5 protein-coding genes and 1 pseudogene are annotated in these 3,159 nt (G+C 36.9%); all 6 read right to left on the reverse strand.

All coding sequences use genetic code 11. The features are described 5' to 3' along the window. Nucleotides 1–637, reverse strand: a pseudogene (locus G575_RS12340) (hypothetical protein); the annotation flags it as partial. Between the two features lie 2 nt (nt 638–639). After that, nucleotides 640–936, reverse strand: coding sequence for a hypothetical protein (locus tag G575_RS11765; protein ID WP_051177075.1), 297 nt, complete (start codon nt 934–936; stop codon nt 640–642). Nucleotides 937–947: 11 nt separating this feature from the next. Further along, nucleotides 948–1,328, reverse strand: coding sequence for a hypothetical protein (locus tag G575_RS0110695; protein ID WP_051177077.1), 381 nt, complete (start codon nt 1,326–1,328; stop codon nt 948–950). Between the two features lie 128 nt (nt 1,329–1,456). Continuing rightward, nucleotides 1,457–1,855 carry a hypothetical protein gene (locus G575_RS0110705; RefSeq protein WP_027972703.1) on the reverse strand — a complete coding sequence of 133 codons (399 nt, stop codon included), beginning with the start codon at nt 1,853–1,855 and terminating at the stop codon, nt 1,457–1,459. Between the two features lie 200 nt (nt 1,856–2,055). Beyond that, entirely contained in the window at nt 2,056–2,439 is a 384-nt protein-coding gene (locus G575_RS0110710) for a DUF1433 domain-containing protein (protein WP_027972704.1), read from the reverse strand. Between the two features lie 225 nt (nt 2,440–2,664). Continuing rightward, a complete protein-coding gene (locus tag G575_RS11580) occupies nt 2,665–3,021 on the reverse strand; it encodes a DUF1433 domain-containing protein (protein ID WP_037623116.1) in 357 nt (118 codons plus the stop codon). Between the last annotated feature and the right edge of the window lie 138 nt (nt 3,022–3,159).

The raw sequence follows: 3,159 nt of genomic DNA on the forward strand, positions 1-3,159 counted from the left end.
GTAGAAAATAAAAAAAGAATTCATTCCAAATTCTCTGGTTAGTTTCTATAAGGGAAGCAAGCTTGAGGTCCTTTGCTCCTATGGCACTGATGCGACTTGAAGATAGGAAAAGGTTGCGGGGTTCTGTATTGGCCTGGTTCAAGGTAATATCTGCCACGCCGTCCGCATCAATGTCAACACGGGTCTGATAATTCTTTTTATCGACGATCAAGCCATATTTGTCCACTAAATTGCCGTATTGATCAAATTGCCAGGTGGAGAGGCCGTGATAGTCAAGGATATGAGTCGCCACACCTGCAAAACCATAATGAGTGTAGGTATCAATCACTCGTGCGATGCCTAGTGGGTCTCCTCCAAAATTCCCAATCCAGTCTTCAGAATTTCTATAATTAATCAGGATATCGGTATTTGCTTTTGCCCAGGCAATTTCCTCCTTAGTAAGCATATTAGAGGGGTCGGGACCGTTAAAGGTGGTAGCGCTCCATTGATTTTTGATGGCGACAAGTTGACCCAGATAGCCACCCAAGGAATGCCCAGTCGTTCCGATGTTTGCTTGAGGGTACTGCTTTTGAATCTTATCCGCAAAGGCTAAGGCGCTATCAACCTGACTTTGAGCCGTCACATTAACTGTGGTCATGCCTACGGGTATATATTAAGTCCGAGAATAACGCTACTCACATCTGTCTGACGGTCTTTTCCATCTCCAAAATTCGTCCCCGCATAGGCAATGGTGATCTGTGTGGTATCTACTTTGCCATCTACCACTGGCGCTACGGCCATTGCCTGAATGCCGTTAGCGGTGTTGTCTTCTACAGCGAGGACTCTATATTGACCATTGACTACAGTATCACCTAATTTAATGATATTCAAAGTTTTTCCAGAGTCTACTTGATAAACATCTTCTGATATGGAGTTATAATCTTTTTCGGTAATCATGATACTTCTCCTTATTCATAGTATAAAACATCTACTTTACTTTCTTGCGATACTAATTCTGTGCTATCAACTTGTCTAATCTCTTTTGAAGAAAAACGGGACGTCCTTATCTCTCCGCCGAGTTTTCCTTCAGATAATGAGAGTTTGTATTGTCCATTAATCTCTACTGTTATCCACCAACTTCCAGGCATTTCTTCATATTTAATTTTTGTGAATTTTACTTTTTTTATTGAATCGCCATCAACAAGTTCAATATGTTCTATAATATATTGAACTACTCTGTCTTGTTCTTTTTTACTTACTGTTTGTTTACTTCCAGACATACTACAACCTCCTAACATCATTAACATTCCAACAACGACCAGTGCTAACAATTTTTTCCAGTTTTTCATGGATTCCTCCTATTGTCTTATAATTAAACTAGCCAGCTTCTTTGGGTCTATAATCAACCCCTTCTTTATTACGATCAACCCAATATGACTGTTCTGCTAATCTACTATTTTGTTTATCTGTCAGCATACTACTCACCCAAGTATATAACTTCTATCTCTTCAATATTAACGTTCTCATTTTTATTTTTAGGATTATGCCTCAACAAAGGTTCAAAATCTTCTATAGGATCTAGTCCAATTTCACCACTTTGGATATTAAAATCATCTAAGCTATACGTTGAAAATACTGTCCCAAGATTTCTGTCACCATTTATTTGAATACTTAACAAGTAACTTCCTGTTGAATTATTTTTTGTAAAATTTGTAAATTCTACCTTATCAACCTCATACCCCCTTGCAATCCATCTAACCACATTATCCTGTTGCTCTTTTGTCAATGTTTCTTTCTGTGACGTCATTCCACATCCTCCTAATATAAAAATTGTGATTGCGACTACTAAACTAATAAAAATTCTTCGTTTTTTCATTTTATATCTCCTAATCACAGTTAACCACTGGTGCTACGGCCATTGCCTGAATGCCGTTGGCGGTGTTGTCTTCTACAGCGAGGACTCTATATTGACCATTGGCTACAGTATCACCTTTTCTGTACGGGGTAGGCACTTTGCCTGAATCAACTTTATAAACTTCGTCGGCAAGTGAATTATAATCTTTTTCTGATATTATATCATTCCTCCAGGTACTTAACTTCAATGTGAGCTACATCTGGTTTCTCATTAGGTGTGTCTGACTTTTTAAGAAAATGCCCATGATTTCTAGAAGAAAGCTCATTCACATAGATTTCGCCATTTAATCCTCTCAGTGTAAAATCGATTTGAATTTGATTATTTATTGTGGCATAAAATGAGTATGTTCCTGTTATTTTATTATGCTCAATTTCTGTAAACTCAACTTTCTTAATGTCCTCATAATTCTGAGCCAAATACTCCACCATTCTATCCTGCTCTTCTCTATACTTCACTTCTTTATCGCTCTCAGTCATTCCGCATCCTCCTAATATTAAAATTGTGATTGCGACTACTAAACTAATAAAACTTCTTCGTTTCTTCATTTTATATCTCCTAATCACAGTTAACCACTGGTGCTACAGCCATTGCCTGCATGCCGTTAGCGGTGTTGTCTTCTACTGCGAGGACTTTGAATTGACCATCCATTATTTCTTGGGCTTGCTGTATATGGACAACATCTTTTTTCCGCTATCTACATTATAAACACGCTCGGATATTTCATTATAATCTTTATCTGTTACCATCATATAATTACTCTCCGTAATAAACTACTTTTTTATATCAAAATTAGAAATAGTCTTTTTAATTTTGGGATATTGAGCTATAAAGTCTCTTGTATAATAATCAAGAGATATCTCACCATTAGCACCTCGTTCATAAAACATTACCTCAAATTTATCGTCTATTTTAGCAATACTGGTGTAGTAACCTGTTTTTATATTTTCTTCAAAATTTATAAACTCAATTTTTTCAACACCTTCATAATTCTGAGCTAAATACTCCACCATTCTATCCTGCTCTTCTTTGTACTTCACTTCTTTATTGCTCTCAGTCATTCCGCATCCTCCTAATATTAAAATTGTCATTGCGACTACTAAATTGATAAAAATTCTTCGTTTTTTCATTTTATATCTCCTAATCACAGTTAACAACTGGCGCTACGGCCATTGCCTGCATGCCGTTGGCGGTGTTGTCTTCTACTGCGAGGACTTTGAATTTACCGAGGGATTTGTTGTCGTTGTCATAATAATACGTGTTGTCTT

It is taken from the genome of Streptococcus plurextorum DSM 22810 (assembly GCF_000423745.1).
Taxonomy (GTDB): domain Bacteria; phylum Bacillota; class Bacilli; order Lactobacillales; family Streptococcaceae; genus Streptococcus; species Streptococcus plurextorum.